Consider the following 23,720-nt stretch of genomic DNA (forward strand, 5'->3'; position numbering starts at 1 on the left):
GTGCTGGAAAGCGAGATCGCCGAGGCAAGAGCCAGGCGTAAACTGGTGCTGTTCGCCCAGTTGCATGGCTTGCCGAATGGTGGCGCATGCCTGCATGCGAATGATGCGCGAGGCAGCCGCTATTGGGTGCCATTACCTGCTGACAAAGTAGATCGGCAAGCGATTGAAGCCGCGCTGAGCTTGCTGCAAACTCACATTGACAAACCGCTCGCCATTATTGCGCATGGCGAACTGTCGGCCTGGTGCAGATCGGCAGACGCATTGAACGGCGTCACATTCTGCATGCTGGGTTACCCGCCAGTCCTGGATTTGAGTAATCAACCTCTCGCGGATAGTCCGCGTCATGAAGCTGCCATCCATTTGGCCCGACTGGAAGCGGAAAGCATCCACATTATTCGCGAAGCCGTCGCCGAGGCAGAAAACCCGGTCATGCTGTATTCAATAGGTAAAGACAGTACGGTCATGCTGCATCTTGCGCGCAAGGCTTTTTATCCTGCCAAACCGCCTTTCCCTTTGCTGCATATCGATACGCGTTGGAAATTCCAGGAGATGTATTTATTTCGCGACCACATGGCACAAATGAGTGGTATGGATTTGCTGGTTCATATTAACCCGGTGTCGATAGAAAAAGATATCAATCCTTTCGATCACGGCTCGTCGTTGCATACCGACATCACTAAAACCGAAGGGTTAAAACAGGCGCTGGATCAATATCGTTTTGATGTTGCCTTCGGCGGTGCGCGACGTGATGAAGAGAAGTCCCGCGCCAAGGAGCGGATTTTCTCCTTCCGCACAGCGACTCATCAATGGGATGCCAAACGCCAGCGCCCGGAAATATGGAATCTCTATAACGCCCGTAAAAATCCGGGCGAGAGCATACGCGTGTTTCCGTTGTCGAACTGGACCGAACTGGATATCTGGCAATATATCTATCAGGAAAACATCCCGGTGGTACCGTTGTATTTTGCCAGGGAGCGACCTGTTGTAGAGCGCGACGGCATGATAGTGATGGTGGATGATGCGCGTATGCGCTTGCAGCCCGGCGAGGAAATACAGAGACGCAAGGTGCGATTCCGTACGCTGGGGTGTTACCCGCTCACTGGCGCAGTTGAATCGCAAGCGCAAACAGTGCCGGAAATCATCCTGGAATTGCTCGGTGCAAACAGTTCGGAACGGCAAGGACGGACAATTGACGCAGATTCAGCAGCTTCGATGGAAAAGAAAAAACAGGCTGGGTATTTCTGATGCGTACCAAATCATCCTGCACCCAACAAACCACTATTCCCGATACCCTGGAAGCGTTCCTCGCACAACAGCAAAAGCTCGATTTGTTGTGTTTCATTACCTGCGGTAGTGTGGATGACGGCAAGAGTACGCTCATAGGTCGCCTGTTATGGGAATCCAAACAACTGTTTGAAGATCAGTTGGCGTCACTCAGGCAGGATTCAAGGAAATTCGGTACCCAGGGTGATGAGATCGATTACGCCTTGCTGGTCGATGGCCTTGCCGCAGAGCGTGAACAGGGTATTACCATTGACGTTGCCTACCGGTTCTTTGCGACAGACAAGCGTAAATTTATCGTGGCTGACACGCCAGGTCATGAGCAATATACGCGCAATATGATTACCGGGGCTTCCACTGCTGATGTGGCGGTGATACTGGTCGATGCAAGTCAGGGCGTGCTTACCCAGACACGCCGCCATGCCTATCTCGTTTCGTTGATGGGAATACGTAATGTGGTGCTGGCGATCAACAAGATGGACAGAGTGCAATATGACGGTGGCGTTTTTGAACAAATTCGCGAAGATTTCAAGGTGTTTGCGCTGAATCTCGGTTTTCAGTCGATTACTGCCATTCCGGTGTCGGCACTCAAGGGCGATAACATTACCGATCGTTCGCCGCATACATCCTGGTATGCTGGCCCTACCCTGCTGGGATATCTGGAAACTGTCGATTTCAGCCAGACGGTATCCGACAGACTGGTATTCCCGGTGCAATGGGTGAATCGTCCTAAAGAAGGTTTCCGTGGATTCTCCGGCAACCTGGTTGAAGGCAACGTCAACGTCGGCGATGAAGTCAGGATTACCGCATCCGGGCAAACCGCCAAAATTACCGGGATTGTGACGATGGATGGTTTGTTGACCGTCGCTCAGCAGGGCCAGGCCGTGACCTTGACGCTCGATAAGGAAATCGATGTTTCACGCGGCGATGTGATTACCCTTGCGCAAAGACCGCTGGAAATGACCGACCAGTTCGAGGCCATCCTGGTGTGGATGAATGAAGAGGATGGTCTGATTGGACGCAACTACGATCTGAAATTGGCGACGCAATGGGTCTCGGCCTCCATTACCTCGATAAAGTACAGGCTGGATGTGAATACCTTAGTCCAGGAAGCGGCCAGACAGCTGACTATGAATGACATCGGCGTGTGCAATATTGTGCTGAGTAAACCGATGGTGTGCGATGCCTATGCCCAGTCAAAAACGCTGGGTGGATTTATTCTGGTGGACAGGTTTAATAATGCTACCGTTGCCGTGGGCATGATCAGGCATAGTCTGCGGCGAGCACAAAATATACATAAGCAGTCGCTAACCATAGGTAAAGCCGAACGCGAAAAACTGAACGGGCATAAAGGCCAGGTGATATGGTTTACCGGCCTATCGGGTTCGGGAAAATCGACAATTGCCAATGCTCTGGAGGTGGCGTTGCATGCCCAGGGTTATCGTACCTACATTCTCGATGGTGACAATGTGCGCGGCGGTTTGAACAAGGACCTGGGTTTTACTGATGCCGACCGGGTGGAAAACATTCGCCGTATTGCCGAAGTGGCCAAATTGATGATGGATGCCGGCATGATTGTGATGACCGCCTTCATCTCGCCATTTCGCCGTGAACGTGAAATGGCACGCGAACTTATCGGTGCGGAGCATTTCGTTGAAGTGTTTGTGAGTACTTCGCTGGAAGTATGTGAGCGGCGTGATGTGAAAGGGCTTTACAAAAAGGCCAGGGCAGGGCAATTACCTAATCTCACGGGAGTAGGGAGCGTTTACGAAGCGCCGCTAGCGCCTGATGTTACAGTTAATGGCGGGATTGAGCGGATAGAGGATGCTGTAAATAAAACTATCGCGAAAATTCTGTACGTTGCTTAAGTCGGGTGCGATCGGGTTTCGTTGATTCAGAAAGCGTTGGTTGGGCGAATGGTGTTCCCGGTTTTCGACACGGTGACATTTCACGGATCAGGTACGGAACGTTGGTCGATACACGCAAGTCCGCTTGCATCGGCTCAAGGCCGATTTGCGCTTGTGCCGATATTCGCGCTCCTTCATGCAATCCGCATAACGGCCTGATTTGGATATGCCGATCAACGCAATAAAGGGTCGCGTTTTTGTTCGAGCTCTGATTACCCTCCGGCATCGAGTTCAGCCAGGGTTTCATGCAGATTGAGCCAGCGCTCTTCCGCTTCGTCTATCAGATTGCTGAGTTCACACTGGCGCTTGAGCAGGGTTTGCAGCTTGTCACGCTGGGCGGCTTCATAGAGCGCGGCGTCGGCCAGTTGCTGGTCGAGCTCGGTCTTTTCGGCTTGCCATTTGGGCAACTGCTGGTCGAGTTTTTCCAGTTCCTTGATGATGGGGCGCCGTTGCGCGAGACGCACCTGACGTTCCTGGGCAGTCTGTTCGCGTTGCTGGCGGCGCTCGATCTTATCCGGATTTATGCTAGCTTGCTGCAGGCGCTGCTGATTGAGCCAGTCGCGGTAATCGTTCAGATCGCCGTCGAAGACTTGTGCCTTGCCGTCGGCTACGACCATGAAGCTGTCGCAGGTGGTCGACAGCAGCGAGCGGTCGTGCGATACCAGCACCACGCCGCCTTGATAGCCTTGCAGCGCCAGATTGAGTGCGTGACGCATGTCCATGTCCAGATGGTTGGTCGGTTCGTCCAGCAGTAGCAGATTGGGCCGCTGCCAGATCAATAGCGCCAGTGCCAGTCGCGATTTCTCGCCGCCGGAGAACGGGCCGCAAGGTGTCAGCGCGGCTTCGTTACGGAAATCGAAAGTGCCGAGAAAGTCGCGCAGTTCCTGTTCGCGGGTGTCGGGCGACAGGCGCAGCATGTGCTGCAACGGCGATTCTTCGGGACGCAGCTGTTCCAGCTGATGTTGGGCAAAATAGCCGATGGCGAGTCCTTTGCCTTCGCTGCGGGTGCCGCTCAGCGGCTGGATTTCGCCGGCCAGCAATTTGATCAGGGTGGATTTTCCGGCACCGTTGCGACCGAGCAGCCCGATGCGTTCGCCACTGCGCACTGCAAGGTTGATGTCGGATAACAACGGCTGCGGACCATAGCCCACGCTGGCATGGCGAATGTCCAGCAACGGATCGGGCGCGTTGGCCGGCTCGCGAAAGCTGAAACTGAACGGCGAATCGACGTGGGCGGCACTGATGTCCTCCATGCGCGCCAGTGCCTTGATACGGCTTTGTGCCTGGTGGGCTTTGGTGGCCTTGGCGCGAAAGCGCTCGATGAAGCTTTCCAGATGCGTGCGTTCGCGCTGCTGCTTGTCGAACATGGCTTGCTGTACTGCCAGATGTGCGGCGCGCTGGCGTTCGAAATCGGAATAGCTGCCGGTGTAGAGCTTGATGCCGCGGTTCTCTATATGGGCGATATGCGTGGTGACCGCATCGAGAAAGTCACGGTCATGCGAGATCAGTAATAACGTGCCCGGATAACTCTTCAGCCAGCCCTCCAGCCAGATGACGGCATCCAGATCCAGATGATTGGTCGGCTCATCGAGCAGCAGCAAGTCGGAACGGCTCATCAGGGCTTGCGCCAGATTCAGCCGCACGCGCCAGCCGCCCGAGAATGCGGCAACCGCTTTGGCGAAATCGGCGTCGCTGAAACCGAGTCCGTGCAGCAGCTCGGCTGCCCGCGCCTGGGCACTGTAACCGTCGATCTCGCCGAGCTGGGCGTGCAGTTCGCCGACGCGGTGGCCGTCGTTTGCCGCGGTCGCCAATTCCAGTTCATGCTCGATGGCGCGCAGGCGCTTATCGCCGTCCAGTGTAAACGCCAGCGCAGGTTGCTGCAGTGCGGGCGTATCCTGTGAGACATGGGCAATGACCCAGGTGTCGGGCAAATCCAGATCGCCGGATTCGGCATGCAACTCGCCGCGTAATAATGCGAACAGGCTGGATTTGCCGGAGCCGTTGGCGCCGGTCAGGCCGATTTTTTGTCCGGGATGGATTTGCAGATTGGCTTGTTCGATGAGGATTTTTGCCGCGCGTGCGAGGGTGAGTTGAGTAAAACGTATCACGATAATGAGTGAGTCACTGGTTACAAGAACGAAAGACGCTATTGTACGCTGACCGATGCGCGATAAAACGGAATGATAAAAAAGAGGGCGTCCGAGGACGCCCTAAATACCGCATGGAGGATGAAGATGGTGCATAAACCCAACAATGAAAGCTTATGCCCCATTCTTTACATAGCAATGAACGTGCCAGTATTTATTTTAAATATAAACAATTGGTTATGTTTTTGTTTGGAATGCGTTCAGGCACTCCGATAGTGCTGATTCCAATGCATGCACATTTTTGGGTGCGTGCTCAGTTCAATTGCTGATTGACGAAAACGAGCAAATCAGGATTCAAAGTATTGGTGGCTTTGGCTCTGGCAAATGCTTCGCGAGCCTTGTCGGGCTGGTTGTCGGCTTTCAGTGAAATGCCAAGTCCCATCCACCATACGCCGGATTGTGGCATTTTTCCGAGTGCGATGATGTAGTGCTCCACCGCTTGCCTGGGTCGTCCGGCGCGTTGCAGCAATGCCGCCAGAAATGCCTGATAATCCGACTGGTCGGATGCGTAGGGCAAACTGCGTTCCAGCGTGGCGATACCATCGGTGATGTTGCCGCGTTCGACTTGCAGACGCGCCAGTATCATGGCCAGATCGGTTTGATCGCCGTCCAGGGTGAGCCCTTCCTGCAGGCGGCGTTCTGCTTCGCCCATGCGTTTATTCTCTATCAGCAGACCGACCAACGTGAGTCTGGCCGCATGATGGTGCGGGTCCAGCATCAGCGCCTGCGCGAAACCCTCCATGCCTTCATTTACCCTGCCTTGTTGAGCCAGAGCCAATGCTTTGCGGTATTCGTTCTCGGCAAGCTGGACGGTCGTGAGCGGCTTGACCTGTTTGCTGATAGTCGTTGGGGCGGATGGGATGTTTTGAGTTGGTTCAGCCGGATTTACCGGTTTGACGGGGGCCGGGATGGAAGTCGGTTTGCTGATGGCCAGGGTTAAGGTCAGAGCAGGCGTGGTCAACGCTTGGATTGGAGCTGGCAGTGCAATGGCTGCTGGTGCCGGTGTAGAGACCGAACCGGGATTAACGGCTGGCGTAGCAGCAGGCATAACAGCTGCCTGCATGACGGATTTTGGCAGCGGTTGCACGCGCGCAGACAGGGTCGGCGGAGGCTGGATTGAACTCGATTGCCACCATAGCCATGCCAGGGCATTCGTACCGATGATACCGATGGCGGCTACCCATACCCACATCGGGATATGCTTGCGGCGGGGCGGCAATTGAACAGGCGTGACATGCCCCAGTGTGTCCGTTGCGGGTGCCTGACGCTGTGCCAAGTCTTGCAGCATTTGATTGATCAGACTCATCTTGATATGACCCATCCCAATCCGGTGGCGAGCATGACCAATGCGATCGCCGCGTAATGTCGATAATGCCGGATTTTATGGGCGGCTTGCGTGTCATCGGCGGCGACGCTGATCTGGTGTGCGCCGATTTGATGTTCGCCGGTACCAAAACTCAGCATCAGGGCTTTATGTGCCAGGATATTGACCAGGCGCGGAATGCCGCCACTGGCTTGATGCAGCGCATTTATCGCGCGACGGGTGAAGATCGGGCGGCCCGGATAGCCAGCGATTTGCAGGCGGTGTTCAATATAGCGGGCGAGTTCCGCAGGACTGAGTTTGCCCAGCTGATAATGGAAGCTGATGCGCTGATTGAGCTGGCGAATGCTGTGGTGCTGTAATTTTTGGTCGAGTTCGGGTTGTCCGAACAGGACGATTTGCAGCAATTTGCGTTTCTCGGTTTCCAGATTGGTGAGCAGGCGGAGTGCCTCCAGCGTTTCGATTGGCATGGCTTGCGCTTCATCAAGGCAGAGGATGACCTGCCGGTCCTGATTGGCGAATGCCAGCAGCGCATGGGAGATGGCCTTGAGCAGATGATGCTGGCCGACACCCGGTTCAAGCGCTATCTCCAGTTCATCGGCGAGCGACATCATCAGGCTGTGTGGTGTCAGATAAGGATTGGGTATGTAGGCGGACACGAACTTCGGTGCAGCCTGAGTGCTATTCAGGTGTTCGAGATGAGTCAGGAATTGACGGCACAGCAAGGTTTTGCCAGTGCCGACTTCGCCGGTGATCTTGATGAAGCCTTCGCCGGTATCGATGGCGACCAGCAAGGTGTTCAATGCGGCCTGATGATGATGGCTCGCCAGGAAATAACTGGTGTCCGGAGTGAGCGTAAACGGATACTCACGCAAGCCAAAATGCTCAAGATACATGCCGGTTCAACTGCCGCCGCGCTGCATGTTCTGTATGCGATTGCGGCTTTGCAGCACGTCCTGGGTCCAGTCGTTGCCACTCTGTACTACAGTGGTTTTCAGCAGGATCACCAGTTCGCGTTTTTGGGAAATGCGGTTGGTGTGTTTGAACAGCGAGCCGAGCAGCGGTATGCTGCCCAGCCCCGGTACTTCGTTCCTGTCGTCGGTACTCGCTTCGCGCATCAGGCCGCCGATGGCAACGATGCTGCCGTCCTGTACGCGCACCACGCTGTCGGTCTCGGAGATGGTGCTGGATGCGAGCGGCAAGGTCAATGTGCCCAGCGACTGGCCAAGGTTAATCACTTTGTTTTTCTCGGTCACATTGCTCACCGATGGATGGATATGCAGGGTGATGAGCCCTTCATCCGAAATTTGCGGCGTCACATCCAGCGCGATGCCGGAGAAGAACGGGCGCAGAGTGACATTCGGCGTGGCAGTATTGGTCGCGCTGCTGGTGCTGGTGACTGTGGAGGTGACATTGGTGACGAAGAATTCGTCGGTACCGACTTTCAATACCGCCATCTGGTTGTTCAATGTGGCGATGCGCGGGCTGGAGAGTACGCGCGCGGTACCCTGAGTGTCGAGGAAATTCAGTAATGCGGCAAAATTGTCAGATTGCGCAGCGACATTGAGCAGGCCGGCGCTGGTGCTTACAGCGGTGGACATGCCGGCACTGAATACGCTGCCCAGCGTACTGCCGGCAACGGGTGTCCCGCCAGGCACGCTGAAATTCGCAGGATCGGCGCCTACCGAAAAGCGGCTCTGCCCGTAGCGGTTGAATGCCGCCCAGTTGATTCCGGTCTGGAAGCCGTCATTTAGCTGCACTTCGATGATTTTGGCTTCGAGCATCACCTGACGGTCGACTGCCAGCTGCATGGCTTTGAGGTAGTTCTCAACCTGACGGATCTCGGCAGGCATGGCATGGATCAGCAATACACCCGATTGCGGGTTGACGACCACGTTGCGGCCATCCTTGTCACCGACGATGGCGCTCAGCGAGGTCTTGAGGTCGCCCCAGAAATCGGTATTGATGCTGGTGGTGATTTTGCTGGTTTCTATGGCCCGACCGCCGGCAGCGCCCGGCGTGGTGGTGGGAATGGCGCCCGGTACCGCGCCCGGTGCCATCGGTGCATCGCCTACCGAACCCGAAGTGACGCGGATGTCGGAAGTGCCTTTGCGTTCGCCGGCGATATAGTTGAGCTTGAAAACGCGGGTCTGCATGGTCATTGGCTGGATGAAAATGCGGGTGCCGTCGACCTTGTAATCGTAGCCGTACAGTTCGCGGATCGCGTCGAGCGCTTCGAATACCGTCACGTTCTTAAGATTGACCGATAAATTCCCCGTCAGGTCGGGCGGAATCAGCATGCTGTAGGGGGTGCCGGAGACGATGCCCATAAACACCTGACCGGCCGGCGCGTTGTTGATTACCAGATCAAAACGCTGTTCTATGGGTTTGGCCACTTTGGGTAATGCGATCTGCAGCGGGGGCAATAATGCGGCATTGACTGTGGCGGGTTGCGCGGCAGCGGGCGGATTGGCAGTGCTAACAGCCTTGTTCAGCTCGGCATCGATATGCGCTTTGGTGTCGTCGGGTTTGGGCTGCAACGCAGTACAGCCGGCCAGATTGAATAACAGCATGGCCAGTAAGCCGGACAGGTAGCGAATGGCGGTATGTGAGCGACAGTTGTTCATGATTCTACCTTTGGTTGCGGTGAACCGACGCAGGGCGGGTCGATTTCGCGTGTGAGTGCACGTGTTTGTCTACATTGGGAAACAGCTTCAGGGCGGTCAGCCCGCTAGCGGATTTAACGATAACGGTGTTTTCGGTAATCTTGACGATGCGGCCTTCGTTGATCACATCACCCGGTTTCATGATGATGCCGTTAATCATCGCATAACGCTGGCGGCCGCTGATGGTGATGGACTGAATCTGTGTTTCGGCAGCAGGGCCGGTCCTGGCACCTGCGGCATCGATTCCTGCGGGCGGTTGCGTCGGGTCGCGGGGAATGTCGGCAAAGCTGGCGGTGGCAATGCCGGCCCACAGCGCCGCCTGTATCCAGCGAATGCGCAAACCTAAATGCTGAGCCATGCTTTATCCTGACTTAATGTGTAGAGGCGCAGCTTAAGCGTGACTGTGTGGCTGTCGTCCACGCTGAGTCCGGCCTTGCCCCAGAACATGCGCCACGGCAAGGCTTCCACTGCGCTTAAATAGCGGGTGAGATCGAGATAGTCGCCGGTAACGGTGATCTCAACCCCGTGTTTGTAGATATGGTTGCCGGCATCGGCCGCGGATTTGGCGCTCAGTATTTCGACGGGCAGCGTTTTCAGCGCGATCAGATGTACGCTCTGGTTGCGCCGCAGGATATCTTCGAGCAAGGCGGGCATCTGCTGCGGCGCTACAAGCTTGCTTTGGATGTCATCCAGATTTTTTCCGCTGTTTGCCGCCTGATTGCGCAGTTGGGCGAGTTTTAACTGCAATGTGATATCGGGATTGATATTGCTGATTTTGAGCAAATCCTGAATTTGTGTTTGCATTGCCGCTGCAGTTTGTTGCGATTGCACGATCTGTTCGGCCAATTGCTTCTGGTGTGCGAGCAAAGGGCCGATCAGCAGCGCGTTCATAAGCGCGAGCAATACCACCACAATCGCGGCGAAAACCATGATGCGCTCGCGCATGCTCAAGGCATCGACCCGGTTCGCCAGATTTAGCCAGTAGTTCTTTAATGCCTTCATTCAGGTTGCCCCGATTCTGTTTTGCCTTCTGTTTTTCCCAGAGTGAACTCTATATAGGGCAGTGGCGTACCGGGCGTGCCTGCGCTGGGGTTCGGCGCTTTCGGATGATGGATATCAAGGGTGGCGAAATGCGCTCCGGCAAATGCCGGCTCGGTTTTCAGCCGTTGTATCAGCTCGGGGATCGATGCGGCTTGCAAGGCGCGGCCGCTGAGCGTGATCTGATCGCCGGTGCCGATGACGTCGAATCCGGTTAGCCACAGGCCGCTGACCGTTTGGTGCGACAAGGCTTTGAAATAATTTGAAAAACCGGTCTGATTGCCTAATTCGCCTTGCTGCAGCAGACTGAGCAGCACCTCGCGGGCATGCACTTCCTGTTCGGCTCTGACGACGGCATCAACCAGGGATGGGTCGGGTTTGCGTGCCGCCACCGTTGCCGCCAGCATCGTCAGTTGATGCTGGGTGGTATCGCGCATCCGGCTCATTTCTGCGGTTTGCCGCGTCAGCGCACGTGACTGGTAGCCCAGATATGCGTAGAACAGCAAACAGCCCAGCACGATCAGGCCGACCGATTGCGCCATGGTGGCCGCGGAGAAATATTGTTCCTGTTTGCGGAACAGCGGATTGCATAAGTTTATCTGCTGACTCACGGGGTTTTGTCCTCATAACGCAAGGCTGCACCCATGCTTGTCCGGAAACGGGATTGTTGCTGGATCGGCAGTAATTCGGGAGGAAGGTCGAATATGCTGGATAGCTCGAGTGTTTCCACCGGGATATACAGGTTGTCGGTAAGATAGGTCGATAATGCGGACATTTCCGGCGTCGCTGGCGTCAATACCAGTTTGGCCAGATTGATGAAATGGTATTGCCGGTCGATGTGGTCGAACGTACGCTGCAATTCGAGCGTGAGCTTTTCGAACAGGTTGCCTTGTTGCTCGCCGTCAACGGAGCCGAGCTGCGTCAGGTTGATGTCCAGCCGCCGTGACAGATACAGCTCGCCGTTGAAAGAGATAGTCAGCAAACTGCCGTTCTGGTCGAAGGACAGCAATGCCAGCCCGCGATTGGCAGGCGCAATCAGGCTGGCGATATTGCGTTGCGCCAGTTCGGGGATGTCGATCACTTTCAGCGGGATCTGCACGCTGTCGAATAGCGTCTGTCGCTGGGCGATAAGCTGGTTGCGCGCGGCGACGACATACATCATGGCTTTGCGTGCCGGCGCGTTTTTGTCCACCGGGATATCGAGCACGTCGATGGTGGCGTCGTCGACATGATAGTCGAGCATATCCTTGAGCAGCCAGCGTACCGCGGTCTTGAGCTCTTCCTGTGGCACGCCTGGAGTTTCGACCGTCAATATCTGGTATTCGCCCGGGCTGAGCAAATGGCTGCATTCGTAGCGCTTGGCATGCAGTTCCTTGTGGATACGGGAAAGCAGTGCGGAGGCTTCGGTTTGCGCGAACGGGTAAAAAACGGCCAGTTGCACCTTGGGTCTGGCATGGGCCGTGCGCGTGACGCGGGTAACGCAAATACCATCTGCCTGTAGTTCAAAAACCATCCATCCCTGAGTTTTCCTGATTTTTGAGAAAAGCCCCATTTTTTATCTATTTTTTAAGTAATTGTATGAAAATTAAAGCAAAAGCAATGTATTGTCAATTTTCTTAATACATCTCGCGCATATAGATGAATTCATTTGCATTTTTGTAGATGCCGAAGGTGGCGCGTGCGGTCGGGTTGGTCAGGCCTGCGCCTTTCCAGTTGTATTGCAGCCAGCCGGGCGCAGCGATGGTGATGTCGACATGGCCTTGTGCATTGGGTTTGGATAATTGCAGCTTGCCGTTACCCGCAATGAATGGTGATGCCAAGCTTGCGGTCGTGGTCAATGTGGTCTGCAAGCCCGAGTTTGCTTTCGTTGGCACCGGTACCGATGTGCAGCTATCCGCAGTATTGGTGACAAAAGTGGTACCGTTGTAGTACTGCGCCACCATGGGCACGGGCAGGGCGAGCGCTTCTGAACCGCTGGCATTGCTGAGTTTGATGCGGCCGCTGCGGATGGCTGCGCTGCCTTCGGCGTAGCCGGATGACGATATGCCGTCGCTATCGGTGGCGCGCAGGGTGATCGTTGCCGGTGCTGTCGCCGGACTGGTAAACGTGTATTGGGGTGTTGCGGTTGTCGCGACACCCCCGGCAAAGCTGCTGGCTGCCACCGTGTTGTTGCTGAATGTTCCGGCCGTCATGGCGCTGCCATCCGTCAGCGTGACTTGTTTGGCGAAATTGCTCGCGCCATTGTAATTGGCCGTCGTGGCCGGGGTAGTCAGGCTGTTTTTGGCGGTTATCTGCACGGTAAACGGTTGCGCTGAATACGTGAAATTGCCCGCGGTACAGCCTTGGGTGACCAGGGTTTCGAAATGATGCGGCGTAAAACGGCCGACATTCTCGCTCGCCGTTCCCGTAGTATTACCTGCGCCGAGATAGTCACCGTCGGCCACATCGGGCGTGAGGGTGATAATGCCAACTTCCGGCCAGCTAAAACCGGTGCCGTTTGCCGTGCCATTGGTGAATGTGCCAAACGCGCCGTTGATTGCCGGATTATTGGTCAGACCAAGGCCCGGAACGAGCACTGTAGTCAATTTCACGTTCTCCGGCGTTGTTTCCTGCCCATAGTTCGGTGTCACGCTGCCTGTTGCCGTGATCGCGGTGACCGTTGCTGAAAACGGGTCGCCAGCTTTGATGAATACCGGGCCTGCGGCATTAATGGCTGCCGGATTGGCGACATTGTCGGCGCTGCGCTTGATGCCGGACAGTACGAAGCTGTAGGGCTTGACCACAAACGCATTGGATGCGCCGGACAACGTGGTTGCGTTTACCGTCTTGCTGGCATGGAGCGTTACTTTGCCTGCGTCGCCGTAATTGAGGGTAAAGGGCGCATTGCCGTTCGCGTCGAAATTCATGTTCACCGGCAGGTAACTCGATACGCTGCCGTTGTTGTTGCGTGCAATGGTGGTCGCAGTCCCGCCGTTTACGCTCATCAGATTGGCGTTGTAGCACGTGGCTGAGTCATTGCATTCGTAGGCGAAGTTGACGGCAGTTGTTCCTTGCAATGCCGCCTCGCAAGCCTGGGTGCTGGTATTCGTTCTCACTGCGCGTAAATAATAGCTGCCGGAAGATACACCCGCCACCTGGGCCGGAATAGCGAACGTCATTCCATTGGCTGCACCGGAGAAGATGAAGCCGGCCGTATTGAACGTGGTGGAGCAGCTATTTCCAGTTGCACAGTTGATCCCGTCCGGGCAACACTTGTTGGGATAGGCGGCTGCGGCTTGTTCGCCGGTGAGTGTCACCGATACGGCTGCGCCGTTGGCTGCCGTCGGGTAACTGAGTGTGGTAGTCGCCGTCCCGGTCGTGCCGAAGGTGACTGTCGGATTGGCCAGTGTCCCGGCACTGGTTGCCAGCGTGGCCGTCGTGCCGCTCGCTGTCACGAATGCGTTGGTGCATGGGCTGCTGTTGTCGGCACAGGCGGTCACTGTCGCTGTGGCAGGCAGGCAGCTGATACTGCTGCTCGGCAGGGATAGTTCGTAGTGGTCGGGACCGCAGCTGGTGGCGTAGCTCATGTCGCGTTGAATCAACACCAGGCTGCCTTCCATATTGTAGATGTTGAACTCGTCCAAGGTGCCGTTCGCCGAGCTCTTTGTGCCGTTGGAGCCGGTGAAACTGCTTCTGTTATCACCCAGATAAAGCGTGCCGAGCTGCGATGAAACCGTGCCGCTGGTGGTGAATGCCGATAACGCTTTCTGCGTGCCGTTGATGTAAATGCTCAGATGGTCGCTGTTGCTGGCAGCCAGCGCATTGAAATTCCATGTGAGTGCAATATGCGTCCAGGTTCCGGCGGCGATATTGTTCGTCGCTGTTTCAGCGGAGCGTATCGTTCCGGTGGAATCGGTAATGACGAAGCGTACATCGCTGTTGTTAAGTTTCGTTGCAAAAAACCATTCGCCGTTGCTGATGGATGCATCGAGAAGCTGCGCATCGCCGCCGCCTTTCCATGCGTCATTGGCTTTGTACCAGAAATCAATGGTGCCAGCCCCTCCAAGCGTCGTCGGAACGGAAATGCCGGTGTCAATGCCATCGACGATGGCGCCGTTATTGACCGGGATAACCGCACCATTACAGGCATAGCCCGGGCCGGGAGTCGCACCTCCCAAAGCGGTCGCATTATAAGCAGGGCTACTGCCGCTGGTGTCCAGTACCTGGCCGGGTGCTGTCCAGGCGGACTGCTGGAAATGGTACTGGGCAATCGGATTCGGAATGTAAAAGAGAATCGCGCTGTTATTGGCCGGCAGCCCGACACCGGGAACCTCGTAGTCGGTCGGGCTTACCTGCCATCCCACTTGGCCGAGCGAGGCCTGGGGGCCGGGAACATCAACCCCGTACTGATAGATGAACGTGCCGTTCTCGTTCAGGATAAGTTGCAAATTATAGTTTCCGCTGGTGGAACCTCCTGCTGCCCATTCCGGAATGTTATTCCAGGTAACGACAAACTGCCGATTAGGTGCCGTGCCTATGGTGGCATAACTGATGTAGCAGGTAGAGGTGAGTTTGCATGCGGTCGAATAAGGGGCGTCTGCCTGCGGTGTCGGATCAAGGTCATTGCCGTAGATCCGCATGGTGTAATTGAGGCCGGAATTGGGATAGGGCAGCTGCGTCACCGGGCTGCCGTAGCCGCAGGTGGTATTGTTATTGAACTGCAGGCGACCGTTGGTCATGATGCGCGCCTGGGTAAAACCCGCGCCGCCGTACGTGAAAGTGAAGCCGATAGGAATGTTGTCGGAGAGCGTGTCGTCCAGGACGGGTGGCGTGGTGCCGCAGCCGCCGGTATTGTTGAATTTGTAGGGTGCGGTGTTGTAGCCGACCTTGGTATGGCCGGTAGTGTCGATCCAGGTGAAGGGGATGGATACGTTGGCGTAAGTCATGGCTTGCGCGCCATGTGTCAGTACCGACAGACAGGCAAGCAGGATCAATCGGAGCGCCGGCAGTTTGGGCAATGTTACACAAAAAGAAATTAGCCCAAATTTTCTGCGCTTGCGGGTAATGTTGCTTGTGTCGTTCATATTCATGGAGATGCCTTCAATTTCCTATGGTCGCCTGTAACTGGCGCTCAATATAAGTGGTGCTGCCAACCGTGCCGGAACTTGCCGTAGATGTGATCTGGTAGAGATTGACGGCATTGCCGCCCTCGGTATAAACAGTTTTGGTACAGCCGACCGTAAGGGTAAAACTAGCCAGGTTGCCGCCCAGCGCAACGTTGCTGCCGGCATTGCAGCTGCCGCTATTCCTCAGCACCTGATATGCGCCCCATTCCATGCCGGCACGTGCGGCCTGATAGGCCCTGCTGCCTTGCAGGTCTTGCGCAGAAGTCATTTGCTGGACGTTGGAGAAAGTGAGCATGAACGCTCCCAGCGCCGAGAGCACGACCAGCAGGAAGATCGCGGAGACGATGGAGAAGCCGCGCTGGGAATCAGGGCGCATTGCTGACATGGGCTTCATAATATAAATTCACCGACTCGCCGTTTTGGCTGAGCTGCAGTGTCGCCGAGACCAGTCCTGCGCGCTGGGTGACGACTTGTTGCGTGTACGAGAAACTGCAGGCGCTGACGTTTTTGGCCAATAGCGCGCCGGAGCTGCTGCCAAAACCGGTAGGTTGAGCTGCACTTATAGGGTAGTTCCAGTAGCGGGTCAGCGTGCCCGCCGCAGGGTCGCAGGCATAAGTCACCGGGTATTGGATGATCTGAAAACGGTTGCTGGGCGAGGCAAACGGGAATTGTTTAGGGGCGATGGGAATGTTGGATGCGCCGCCAAGCGTGCCGGTAATTGCGCTGGTGTTATCGCCAGCGTAAGCGTCAGCGCCGGTGATGCCCAGATTGTAGATGGCGACCATTTCCCCGGCCGTGGTGGTGACCGGCGGGCCGAGCACGTCGAAGCCGGTGTCTGCGGTAGTAAAATCGAGCGGGTCGCCGGGTGTGTCGGCGCGATAGCGTCCGCCGCCGCTGGTGAGTAAAAACTCCAGGTAATACGCACTGCCGTTGGTGGTCACGCGCACGCTGTTGGGTAGCGCCAGATGCAGGTCGCGGCCGATGCGGCGTACTGCGGTGTCGGCGGTGTCGGTGAGTTCGGCACGGCGCACGCTGTCGAAATAGCCTTGCACCGGTGCGCGGATGAAAACGGCCACCACAGCTGCGATGATGGCGGTGATGGTGATGACAACGATGGCCTCGATCAGGGTAAAACCGCGCTGGGGTGGGGCGGGTAAGGTTTGCATGGACATCATCAGGGTACCGCGTTCGGGGCGTAACGGAAACGATAACCGCTGAGCGTCAGGCTGTCGTTGCCGGCAGTGACTGTGACATCGATTTTAAGCACGGCATCGGTCGGCAGGGAAAAGCTCGCACCATCATTGGCAATGGCAACGCTTGTGGTGTAGCCGCTCAAGCCCCCGATGGGGGTATTGGTGATGTCGTTGATGCCGGACATGACGAAGCCGGCATAGTCGTTGACGTTGTCGAATTGCGGCGTAGCGTAGCGTGTTTCGCCGGGTTCCGGCCCCATGCCTTCGGGGATAGTGCAGCCAGCGACACTGGTCGCGGTCGCCGCATTGGGGTCGTCAGGATCGCAATAGGTGAACGGCTGTAGTTCGATTTCTTCCAGCAGCGATTCGGCGATGGCTTGCGCTTGCTTGCGCAGCATCGGGTCGGCGCTGTGCTGTGTCGTGATATTCATTACCGACAGCACCCCGGCGACAGCGGTGCTGACGATAACGATGAAAATGATCAGCTCGATCAGCGAGATACCGGATTGGCGCTTAACTGTGCACATAGCCGGTATCCTGCTCAATGACGATGTTGCTGCTGGCGCCAGTGATTTGTACGGTTTGTCCGCCGCTGGCCTGACCCAGCGCGTTGAAGGTGAAGTCGGTCGGCTGGGTAGAGTACGCGATCCCGGACGAGCGCGGGGTGACGGTAAACGGGCTGCCGCCGACCGGGTTGGCGAGAGGGGTGTCGCACGTGGCGGAACTGGCGGCCGAGGCGATAGTCAGGGTCAGGCTGGTAGCGGTGAATGTGGCGCAGACAGTACGGCGCTGGGCAATCGCGGCTTTTTGCGCATAACGCAGTGCGGAGATGGTTTCGTCGTAGAAGCCGCGGCTGTCGAAGGTGCTGCGGTCGAACATGCGCGGGATGGCGGCAACGGCCAGTACGCCGATGATGACGATGACAACGATGAGCTCGATTAGGGTGAAACCGTTTATCTTTTTTGGTAAGGATATATTGATATTGCAGTGTGCAGCATAATACATGGCGTTCGCGTTTTTGGAGAAAGCTAATTTCCTAAACTTGAGCCTACTCATTATTAATATCCGATCTGTAAACATAAAGCCCAACATCGAAGTATGTTGGGCTTTATGTTTGCTTGATGATGCAACAGAGATGAGTATTGTTAAGTATATTAGTTAATGCCAGTCACTGACGCAGTTGCCGTTTTGCCATTTTGACCTGTGACAGTACAGGATACTGTACTGTCTGCGGTAATTGCAGCGGTCGCGATTGTGTAACCGGCTGGTAAACCACCTTGGAGCAGCGTTGCTGCGCTAGTTCCACTAGTTGCATTATAGCAATTATTTACAGCTTGTCCTTTTGTAGCATTTACTTTACGTGCCCCATAGTTGATTGCGGAAGCTGAAGAAATGCCAGCAGCAACGCCATCAACGGCGGCTTGAGATGCGTCTGCAGATAGATCAATAAATTTCGGCAAAGCCGTCGCAGCCAAAATCCCCAAAATAACGATCACGACGACTAATTCGATCAAGGTAAAACCGGTTTGAGTCTGTTTCATAATGAGTTCCCTGAGCTATGGTAAGAGTGTGTAGCAATTTATTGTTGTTACGGCTGAATCATACAATTCTTAAGAGCACATGGCTAGTGTGGCATTCACGGTATAGGTTGGCAGGGTATCGGCCGCTGCGGGGCGGTATAGCTGATGGTGCAGTCTGCCGTGCCGCCGGTATGGTTGGCATCGGCGGCGGCGATCGCCGGCAGGGTCAATCCGGTAATCACATAATCGGGTTCGGTGAGTCCGGCGAGCGGTACGATGGTTGCCTGAGTCGGATAGCCGTTGGTGTAAACCACTGCGGTGCCTTCAATGCTGAATGGGGATACGCTGCTGGTGTAGCTGCTGCTGTAACCGCGGGTGAGCAGGGTGGCGTGCGCCATGGCGGCTGCGGCTTTGACCGAACCCATCGCGCCGTTCATCTTGGCGAGCCTGGCATCGGCCTGGATGGCGGTGAATCTGGGCAGTGCGATGGCTGCCAGTATGCCGAGGATGGTGATGACGACGACCAGCTCGATCAGGGTGAAACCGGCTTGTTTGTTTTGCATGTCATTTGTCTCCATTATTTTGTATAAGTCGGGGTTCATTTGTGCAGGGCGACCTTGCCCAGATCCCAGATCGGCAGGAATACGCCCAGCGCCAGTATCAGTACCAGTACACCCAGGCCGATGATGAGGATAGGCTCGATTTGCGAGGATAGGGTTTTCAGTTCGTAATCGACCTCGCGCTCGTACATCTGCGCGATTTCTTCCATGAGGTTGTCGAGATCGCCGGTTTCTTCGCCGACGGCGATCATTTGCAGTACCACCGGGGTGAATACGCTGGCGGTGGCGGCAGTGCGCAGGATGCTTTCGCCGCGCTCGATGCCGTCGCGCATTTGTTCGATGCGGCTGGCGATGTAGGCGTTATCGACGGTCTGGGCGACGACGTTGAGGCTCTGGATGATAGGCACGCCGCTCTTGCTGGCGAGCGCGAAGCTGCGGGCGAAGCGGGCCAGCGTGCCCTTTAGGATGATCTTGCCGGCGATGGGGATGCGCAGTTTGGTTTTGTCCCAACGGTAGCGGCCCGCTTCGGTGCCGATATAGTATTTGAACGCAATGACGCAGCCGATGAGGATCGCCAGCATCAGCCCCCAGTAATTCACCATGAAATTCGAGGTGTTGATAAGGATTTGCGTGACCAGCGGCAGCTCGGCATGAAAACCGGCGTAGACCTTGGCGAAAGCGGGGATGACGAACAGGTTGATGACGCCGATGGCGACGGCCATGGCGATGACGACGAACGACGGATAGCGCAAGGCGGTGCGCACGCGTTCGCCCATTTCGCGTTCGAATTCGAGGTGGTCGAACAGGCGCAGGAACACTTCTTCCAGACGCCCGGTCATTTCGCCGACGCGGATCATGCTCAGATAAAACGCCGAGAATACGGTAGGGTGGCGCTGCATCGCGGCGGACAGTTCGCGTCCGGCATCCAGCGATTCGCGCAGATCCTGGATGACGCCGGCGAAGGTCTTGTTGACCGCGGATTCCTGCAGACCGGCCAGGCCGCGCATGATGGGCACGCCGGCTTTAAGCAGGGTGTATATCTGGCGGCTGAATAATTGTACGTCGATGGCGGTGACTTTGACTTCGGTCAGCTTTTTCCACCAGTTGTCGTCGGTTTTGGCATGCGGGTCGGCGGTGGCCCGGATGTCGACCGGGGTGACGCCGGTATTGATGAGCAGGTCGGCGACGCTGCCGCTGTCGGCACTTTCCAGCGTGCCTTCTACGAGTTCGCCGCGGGTGTTGCGGGCTTTATAGGCAAAAAATGGCATGGGCGGCTAGTCGTCGGTCAAATGGCAAAGTGGGTCGCGCAAGGGAATTCCAATCGCATTATTCATCGAACTGGTTGCTGATGCGCATGGCTTCGGCTACGGTGGTTTTGCCTGCGGTAACAAGATTGATGGCGTGGCGGCGCAGGGTGTTGCCCGCCATCTGCTGTTCGGCGGCGTGCAGGAAGACGGCGGGGTCGGGCTGGTTGGCGGCTTCGGCGACTGCATTGGTGATTTCCAGCATCTCATAGACGCCGATACGGCCGTTGAAACCGGTATGGTTGCAATTGGTGCAGCCCTTGCCGTGCTGATAATTGTTGGTATCGACAGCGTCGCCCAGCTCCGATTTGAGCCAGAGATGCTCGGCAGGGGCCGGCGTATAGGCTTCGTTGCAGCTGTCGCAGATGATGCGTACCAGACGCTGCGCCAATACCGCCTGTATCGAGGTGGCGACCATGTAGCGCGGCACGCCCATGTCCATCAGGCGGATGGGCGTGCTGGCGGCGTCGTTGGTGTGCAGGGTGGAGAGTACCAGGTGGCCGGTCATTGCGGCGCGCATGCCGATCTGTGCGGTTTCCTGGTCGCGCATTTCGCCTACCAGCACGACGTCTGGATCCTGACGCAGCGCGGCGCGTAGCACGCGGGCGAAGTCGAGCTCGATCTTGTCGTTGACCTGAACCTGATTGATGCCGGGGAGGCGATACTCTACCGGATCCTCGACAGTGATGACCTTGAGTTCCGGGCTGTTGAGCTCGGACAGTGCGCCGTATAGCGTTGTGGTCTTGCCGCTGCCGGTCGGACCGGTTACCAGGATGAGTCCGTTGGGGCGTTTCAGGATTGCCCGGAAACGGGCAAGCATCGCCGGCGGCATGCCGATGGCATTGAGGTCGAGCGTGTTGCCGCCCTGGTTGAGCAGGCGCATGACCACCGATTCGCCGTACTGGGTGGGCATGGTGGAGATACGCACGTCGATGGACTGCTGCTTGACCTTGATGGCGAAGCGGCCGTCCTGCGGCAGGCGTTTCTCGGAAATATCCAGCCCGGACATGAGCTTGAGGCGCAATGCCAGCGCCGGGGCGATCTTGATGTCGGCACGGGTTTGCAGGTTGAGCACGCCATCGATACGGAAGCGGATATGCAGCGCATCCTGCTGCGGTTCGATGTGGATATCCGAGGCGCGAACCTGGGTGGCATCGTCGAACACCGATTGCAGTAGTTTGACGACAGGGGCATCCTCGCTGCCCGGGCTGGTGCCCAAGCCGAAATCGACGTAGCTGTCGCCTAGATCCTGTTCCAGTTCGCGCGCAAGGTCGGTGATTTCGCCGGTTTTACGATAGATGCGGTCGATGGTTTGCAGCAATGCGTTTTCGTTGACGACGGCCAGTTCGATGTTCTTTTTGACAACGCGTGCGATTTCGTCATACACGAACAGATCCGTCGGGTCGCTCATGCCGACGAAAACGCTGTCGCCGCGGTCTTCCAGGATGATGGCGCGGAAGCGCCGTGCCTGCATTTCCGGTAGCAGGCGCGTGGTGTCGGGCTTGATGCTGTAACTCTTGAGATGGATAAACGGGATGTTGAGCTGCCTGGCAACGGCATCGGCTATCTGGTCTTCGGTGATGAAGCCGTTCTCGACCAGAAAGCGGCCAAGCTTGCGTCCGCTCTTTTTTTGTTCTTCCAGCGCCAGTTGCAGCTGGGTTTCGGACAGCAGCTTTTGTCGAACGAGTAATTCCCCGAGGCGGATTTTTTCTGGGCGGGCCATGCACGATCCTTAGCATTGTATTTAAGCATTATCTTAACGCGAATTCGGCGGAAATGGGCGCTTGTCGTTAATTTGTAATATTTATGCAGTATTTTGTGGGACTAGATAGATTGAGGGAAAGTCACATGATACAACGTGGAATATTGCTTGATATTCTGGATAGGCAGGCATTGCATCCGCTGTTTCAGCCCATCATGGATTTGCATCATGGTGAGATAATCGGTTACGAAGGCCTGATTCGTGGTCCGATAGGGAGCGAACTGCATTTGCCACAGGCCTTGTTCCGCGCGGCCGAGCGTACCGAGCTGCTGGTGCGGCTGGAGATGCTGTGTATCTATACGGTGATGACGCAGTTTATCCAGGCGGTGCTACCGGGCAGGTTGTTCGTCAATATCAGCCCTTTCGCACTGCTGGCGGGCGCATTGTCTGACCCTTTGCTGAAGGATCTGATAGGCGAGCATAGCGAATTGAATGGGCGGGTGGTGTTCGAGATCACCGAAGGCTCGCCGCAAATGGATAACGAGTCGGTCGTTGCCGGATTGATGACATTGCGCGAGCGCGGCTTCAAAATCGCGCTGGACGATCTGGGCGAGGGCTTCTCCAGCCTGCGTTTGTGGTCTGATGTGCGCCCCGATTTTGTCAAGCTGGACAAGCATTTCGTTACCGGCATCGACAAGGATCCGGTGAAGTTGCAGTTCGTGCGTTCACTCAAGCAAATCGCGGAAAAAAGTAACGCGATCATTATCGCCGAAGGGATAGAACATCGGGCCGAGTTGCTGATTCTGAAGGAAATGGGGATTTGCCTTGGGCAGGGCTATTTCATCGGGCGGCCGGTTGTGCATCCCGAAAGCAGGCCCAGCGCGGCGGCACAGGCATGTCTGGACGAGGCGCTGATCAGTGCCAATCCGTGGTCGAAAATGGTGCTGCAGCGGGGACGTCAGGCGCGCTTGCTGCTGACCGAAGTGCCAACGGTGACAGTGCAGACCGCAAGCGAGGACGCCCTTAAAATCCTGCTGGCCAATCCGGAACTGAATGTATTGCCGGTGCTGGATGGCAAAGTGCCGGTCGGATTGTTGAATCGCACGATGGTGGATAAATTTTCGCATGGTTATGTGCGTGATTTGTATAGCCGCAAATCCTGTACGGTTTTCATGGAAAAAACCCCGCTGATCGTGGATGTGGAAATGCCGGTGGTTGCATTGAGCCAGTTGGTGCTGATGCAGGGCCAGAAGCGCTTTGCCGACGGGTTCATCCTGGTGCGGGAAGGCGCTTATGTCGGTGTCGGCTCGAATTTTGCGCTGATGCAGGAAATGACCAAATTGCAGATTCAGGAGGCGCGTTATGCCAATCCGCTGACGATGCTGCCGGGGAATGTGCCGGTCAACGAGCAGATTGAATTGCTGCTGGGTAACGGTCAGAATTTTTGCGCGTGCTATGTCGATCTCGATTGGTTCAAGCCTTTTAATGACGTATTTGGCTACAGTCGCGGCGATGAGCTGATCAAGCTGACTGCCAATGTGCTGATCAATCATGCGGACAAGGACATCGATTTCGTGGGACACATCGGCGGAGACGATTTCTTTGTGCTGTTTCAGAGTCCGGATTGGGAACCGCGTTGCCAGGCTATCCTGCAGGCGTTCGACAATGCAGTGCAATCTTATCTGCAGCACGAGAATCTGGGCGATGGCTGTTATGTGGCCGAGGACAGGCGCGGTAATCGGGCTGAATACAATTTCCCTACGTTGTCTATCGGTGCAGTGCCGGTAGGGCGGAATCAGTATCGTGAATGTCATGAAATTGCAGCGGCGGCTACTGAAGTGAAAAAGGCAGCCAAGAAAATATCAGGTTCGAGTTTTTATGTGGACCGTCGTGCCATGCCGTTGTCACAAGCTCGCGTATTGGCTGCCGCCTGATACTGCCGCAGGAAGAATCTGAAATTTGCTGAAGATTGTAGC

At 56.1% G+C, this 23,720-nt stretch carries 20 protein-coding genes; 3 read left to right on the forward strand and 17 right to left on the reverse strand.

Annotated features, from left to right (window positions below):
* Window positions 1–282: 282 nt before the first annotated feature.
* Window positions 283–1,245 carry a sulfate adenylyltransferase subunit CysD gene (gene cysD / locus CAP31_RS04445; RefSeq protein WP_223247415.1) on the forward strand — a complete coding sequence of 321 codons (963 nt, stop codon included), beginning with the start codon at window positions 283–285 and terminating at the stop codon, window positions 1,243–1,245.
* A complete protein-coding gene (cysN, locus tag CAP31_RS04450) occupies window positions 1,245–3,149 on the forward strand; it encodes a sulfate adenylyltransferase subunit CysN (protein WP_087446435.1) in 1,905 nt (634 codons plus the stop codon). The genes cysD and cysN overlap by 1 nt, the downstream gene beginning before the upstream one ends.
* 251 nt (window positions 3,150–3,400) lie before the next feature.
* Here cysN and CAP31_RS04455 read toward each other — a convergent pair whose 3' ends face one another.
* The 17 genes from CAP31_RS04455 to CAP31_RS04535 form a co-directional block, all read right to left on the reverse strand.
* Window positions 3,401–5,296, reverse strand: coding sequence for an ATP-binding cassette domain-containing protein (locus CAP31_RS04455; RefSeq protein ID WP_087446436.1), 1,896 nt, complete (start codon window positions 5,294–5,296; stop codon window positions 3,401–3,403).
* Window positions 5,297–5,588: 292 nt separating this feature from the next.
* Complete coding sequence (locus tag CAP31_RS04460; RefSeq protein ID WP_157662650.1) at window positions 5,589–6,641, reverse strand: M48 family metallopeptidase; 1,053 nt, start codon at window positions 6,639–6,641, stop codon at window positions 5,589–5,591.
* Window positions 6,638–7,552 (reverse strand): ExeA family protein, encoded by a 915-nt coding sequence (locus CAP31_RS04465; RefSeq protein ID WP_087446438.1) that lies wholly within the window; start codon window positions 7,550–7,552, stop codon window positions 6,638–6,640. Before CAP31_RS04465 ends, CAP31_RS04460 begins: the two co-directional genes overlap by 4 nt.
* Window positions 7,553–7,558: 6 nt before the next feature.
* Window positions 7,559–9,283 (reverse strand): pilus (MSHA type) biogenesis protein MshL, encoded by a 1,725-nt coding sequence (gene mshL / locus CAP31_RS04470; protein WP_087446439.1) that lies wholly within the window; start codon window positions 9,281–9,283, stop codon window positions 7,559–7,561.
* A gap of 4 nt (window positions 9,284–9,287) precedes the next feature.
* Window positions 9,288–9,680, reverse strand: a complete 393-nt coding sequence (locus CAP31_RS04475; RefSeq protein ID WP_087446440.1) for a hypothetical protein — start codon at window positions 9,678–9,680, stop codon at window positions 9,288–9,290.
* Window positions 9,665–10,324, reverse strand: a complete 660-nt coding sequence (gspM, locus tag CAP31_RS04480) for a type II secretion system protein GspM (protein WP_087446441.1) — start codon at window positions 10,322–10,324, stop codon at window positions 9,665–9,667. Before gspM ends, CAP31_RS04475 begins: the two co-directional genes overlap by 16 nt.
* On the reverse strand, window positions 10,321–10,971 hold the full coding sequence (locus CAP31_RS04485; protein ID WP_087446442.1) for a PilN domain-containing protein: 651 nt from the start codon (window positions 10,969–10,971) through the stop codon (window positions 10,321–10,323). Before CAP31_RS04485 ends, gspM begins: the two co-directional genes overlap by 4 nt.
* Window positions 10,968–11,873, reverse strand: a complete 906-nt coding sequence (locus CAP31_RS04490; protein WP_223247362.1) for an agglutinin biogenesis protein MshI — start codon at window positions 11,871–11,873, stop codon at window positions 10,968–10,970. The genes CAP31_RS04485 and CAP31_RS04490 overlap by 4 nt, the downstream gene beginning before the upstream one ends.
* Window positions 11,874–11,976: 103 nt before the next feature.
* Window positions 11,977–15,429 carry a LamG domain-containing protein gene (locus CAP31_RS04495; RefSeq protein ID WP_087446444.1) on the reverse strand — a complete coding sequence of 1,151 codons (3,453 nt, stop codon included), beginning with the start codon at window positions 15,427–15,429 and terminating at the stop codon, window positions 11,977–11,979.
* 10 nt (window positions 15,430–15,439) lie between these two features.
* Entirely contained in the window at window positions 15,440–15,850 is a 411-nt protein-coding gene (locus tag CAP31_RS04500) for a hypothetical protein (RefSeq protein ID WP_223247363.1), read from the reverse strand.
* On the reverse strand, window positions 15,831–16,640 hold the full coding sequence (locus CAP31_RS04505; protein WP_223247364.1) for a prepilin-type N-terminal cleavage/methylation domain-containing protein: 810 nt from the start codon (window positions 16,638–16,640) through the stop codon (window positions 15,831–15,833). Before CAP31_RS04505 ends, CAP31_RS04500 begins: the two co-directional genes overlap by 20 nt.
* Window positions 16,640–17,185 carry a hypothetical protein gene (locus tag CAP31_RS04510; protein ID WP_087446446.1) on the reverse strand — a complete coding sequence of 182 codons (546 nt, stop codon included), beginning with the start codon at window positions 17,183–17,185 and terminating at the stop codon, window positions 16,640–16,642. The genes CAP31_RS04505 and CAP31_RS04510 overlap by 1 nt, the downstream gene beginning before the upstream one ends.
* Window positions 17,172–17,663 carry a prepilin-type N-terminal cleavage/methylation domain-containing protein gene (locus tag CAP31_RS15220; protein WP_087446447.1) on the reverse strand — a complete coding sequence of 164 codons (492 nt, stop codon included), beginning with the start codon at window positions 17,661–17,663 and terminating at the stop codon, window positions 17,172–17,174. Before CAP31_RS15220 ends, CAP31_RS04510 begins: the two co-directional genes overlap by 14 nt.
* Before the next feature lie 149 nt (window positions 17,664–17,812).
* Window positions 17,813–18,199, reverse strand: a complete 387-nt coding sequence (locus tag CAP31_RS15225; RefSeq protein WP_087446448.1) for a prepilin-type N-terminal cleavage/methylation domain-containing protein — start codon at window positions 18,197–18,199, stop codon at window positions 17,813–17,815.
* Between the two features lie 95 nt (window positions 18,200–18,294).
* The gene (locus tag CAP31_RS15230; RefSeq protein WP_087446449.1) at window positions 18,295–18,741 is read right to left on the reverse strand and encodes a type IV pilin protein; all 447 of its coding nucleotides are present in this window, start codon (window positions 18,739–18,741) and stop codon (window positions 18,295–18,297) included.
* A gap of 35 nt (window positions 18,742–18,776) precedes the next feature.
* Window positions 18,777–20,006, reverse strand: coding sequence for a type II secretion system F family protein (locus CAP31_RS04530; protein WP_087446450.1), 1,230 nt, complete (start codon window positions 20,004–20,006; stop codon window positions 18,777–18,779).
* A gap of 58 nt (window positions 20,007–20,064) precedes the next feature.
* Window positions 20,065–21,765, reverse strand: coding sequence for a GspE/PulE family protein (locus CAP31_RS04535; protein WP_087446451.1), 1,701 nt, complete (start codon window positions 21,763–21,765; stop codon window positions 20,065–20,067).
* Window positions 21,766–21,890: 125 nt separating this feature from the next.
* On the opposite strand from CAP31_RS04535, the gene CAP31_RS04540 reads away from it, so the two are divergent.
* On the forward strand, window positions 21,891–23,678 hold the full coding sequence (locus CAP31_RS04540) for a bifunctional diguanylate cyclase/phosphodiesterase (protein ID WP_189836640.1): 1,788 nt from the start codon (window positions 21,891–21,893) through the stop codon (window positions 23,676–23,678).
* Window positions 23,679–23,720 lie beyond the last annotated feature (42 nt).

The organism is Sulfuriferula sp. AH1 (genome assembly GCF_002162035.1).
GTDB lineage: Bacteria > Pseudomonadota > Gammaproteobacteria > Burkholderiales > Sulfuriferulaceae > Sulfuriferula.

Bases quoted from the DNA above. Each gene is read 5' to 3' on its own strand.
- cysD (WP_223247415.1), top strand. From the start codon at position 283: ATGCTGGGTTACCCGCCAGTCCTGGATTTGAGTAATCAACCTCTCGCG.
- cysN (WP_087446435.1), top strand. From the start codon at position 1,245: ATGCGTACCAAATCATCCTGCACCCAACAAACCACTATTCCCGATACC.
- CAP31_RS04460 (WP_157662650.1), bottom strand. From the start codon at position 6,641: ATGAGTCTGATCAATCAAATGCTGCAAGACTTGGCACAGCGTCAGGCA.
- CAP31_RS04465 (WP_087446438.1), bottom strand. From the start codon at position 7,552: ATGTATCTTGAGCATTTTGGCTTGCGTGAGTATCCGTTTACGCTCACT.
- mshL (WP_087446439.1), bottom strand. From the start codon at position 9,283: ATGAACAACTGTCGCTCACATACCGCCATTCGCTACCTGTCCGGCTTA.
- CAP31_RS04475 (WP_087446440.1), bottom strand. From the start codon at position 9,680: ATGGCTCAGCATTTAGGTTTGCGCATTCGCTGGATACAGGCGGCGCTG.
- gspM (WP_087446441.1), bottom strand. From the start codon at position 10,324: ATGAAGGCATTAAAGAACTACTGGCTAAATCTGGCGAACCGGGTCGAT.
- CAP31_RS04490 (WP_223247362.1), bottom strand. From the start codon at position 11,873: ATGGTTTTTGAACTACAGGCAGATGGTATTTGCGTTACCCGCGTCACG.
- CAP31_RS04495 (WP_087446444.1), bottom strand. From the start codon at position 15,429: ATGAATATGAACGACACAAGCAACATTACCCGCAAGCGCAGAAAATTT.
- CAP31_RS04500 (WP_223247363.1), bottom strand. From the start codon at position 15,850: ATGTCAGCAATGCGCCCTGATTCCCAGCGCGGCTTCTCCATCGTCTCC.
- CAP31_RS04505 (WP_223247364.1), bottom strand. From the start codon at position 16,640: ATGATGTCCATGCAAACCTTACCCGCCCCACCCCAGCGCGGTTTTACC.
- CAP31_RS04510 (WP_087446446.1), bottom strand. From the start codon at position 17,185: ATGTGCACAGTTAAGCGCCAATCCGGTATCTCGCTGATCGAGCTGATC.
- CAP31_RS15220 (WP_087446447.1), bottom strand. From the start codon at position 17,663: ATGTATTATGCTGCACACTGCAATATCAATATATCCTTACCAAAAAAG.
- CAP31_RS15225 (WP_087446448.1), bottom strand. From the start codon at position 18,199: ATGAAACAGACTCAAACCGGTTTTACCTTGATCGAATTAGTCGTCGTG.
- CAP31_RS15230 (WP_087446449.1), bottom strand. From the start codon at position 18,741: ATGCAAAACAAACAAGCCGGTTTCACCCTGATCGAGCTGGTCGTCGTC.
- CAP31_RS04530 (WP_087446450.1), bottom strand. From the start codon at position 20,006: ATGCCATTTTTTGCCTATAAAGCCCGCAACACCCGCGGCGAACTCGTA.
- CAP31_RS04535 (WP_087446451.1), bottom strand. From the start codon at position 21,765: ATGGCCCGCCCAGAAAAAATCCGCCTCGGGGAATTACTCGTTCGACAA.
- CAP31_RS04540 (WP_189836640.1), top strand. From the start codon at position 21,891: ATGATACAACGTGGAATATTGCTTGATATTCTGGATAGGCAGGCATTG.